Origin of the sequence: Streptomyces sp. NPDC050448 (assembly GCF_040655295.1) — a bacterium.
In the GTDB taxonomy this organism is placed as follows: Bacteria; Actinomycetota; Actinomycetes; order Streptomycetales; family Streptomycetaceae; genus Streptomyces.
In genome coordinates this window covers 1-1209 of sequence record NZ_JBFAJR010000139.1, presented here as the reverse complement: position 1 = coordinate 1209, position 1209 = coordinate 1, and the positions used below count along the sequence as shown (strand labels likewise).

Here is a 1209-nt window from a genome sequence, read left to right as displayed (position 1 = left end):
GCGGTCAGCGGCCGGTCGGCGGGGATGCCGGCGAGGAGCGCGGCGAGGGCGTCGCGGTCGCTGACGTCGCAGGCGGCGAGGGTGACCTCGGCGCCGAGCGCGGTCAGTTCCTCGTGCAGATCGGCCGTGCCGGGGGCCTCGGCACCCCGGCGGCTGACGAGCAGCAGGTGCTCGGCGCCGTTGCCCGCCAGCCAGCGGGCCACGTGCGCGCCGAGGGCGCCGGTGCCGCCGGTCACCAGGGTGGTGCCGGTGGGCCGCCACTCGCGCACCGGGGCCGTCTCCGCCAGCCGGGCCCGTACGAGACGACGCACGAACAGACCCGAGGGACGGACGGCGACCTGGTCCTCGGCGGCGTCACCGGCCAGGACCCCGGCGAGCCGGGCGAGGGTCCGGTCGTCGGCCTGCTCCGGAAGGTCGATCAGACCGCCCCAGCGCTCGCCGTGTTCCAGCGCGGTGACCCGGCCGAGACCCCAGACGGGGGCCCCAGCGGGATCGGTCTGCTGCTCGGAGCGGTTCACGGCGACGGCGCTGCGGGTGACGCACCACAGCGGGGCGGTGACCTCGGCGTCGCCGAGGGCCTGGACGAGGGTGAGCGTGGCGATGACGCCCGCGGCCGCCCCGGTCCCGGCGGGGGTCAGCAGGGACAGCACGCCCGCCGCGGCGGGGCCGTCGGCGAGGGCCTCGCGGATCCGCCCGGCGAGCGCGGCCCGCGCGTCGTCGGAGCCGGGGACGGCGACGGTCCGTACGTCGGCGCCGTGCTCGGCGAGCGTACGGAGCACGGCGTCGGCGGCGTCGTCCCGGTCCTCGGGGAGTGCGACCAGCCAGGTGCCCGACAGCCGGGCGGAGGCGGGCTCGGGGGCGGGCTTCCAGGTGATCCGGTAGCGCCAGCCGTCGACCGCTGACCGCTCCTGGGACTGGCGGCGCCAGGAGGACAGCGCGGGCAGCAGCGCGGCGAGGGTCTCGTCGTCCGCGTCGATGTCCAGCTCGGCGGTGAGGGCGGCCACGTCATTGGCCTCGACGGCCTCCCAGAAGCGGGCGTCGGCGGTGTCGACCGGGTACGCGGCAGTGGTCTCGGCGTCCGGGGCGACGCCGGTCTCCAGCCAGAAGTGCTCCTGCTGGAAGGCGTAGGTGGGCAGGTCGACCCGGCGGGCACCGGTCCCCGCGAAGACCGCCTCCCAGTCCACGGCCACACCCCGGACATACGCCTCA

1 protein-coding gene is annotated in these 1209 nt (G+C 77.3%); it reads right to left on the bottom strand.

Annotated elements, in window-relative coordinates; all coding sequences use genetic code 11:
- The coding region (locus AB0I68_RS39115; RefSeq protein ID WP_363182215.1) for an SDR family NAD(P)-dependent oxidoreductase at positions 1-1184 on the bottom strand (1184 nt) is incomplete at its 3' end.
- Positions 1185-1209: the final 25 nt, after the last annotated feature.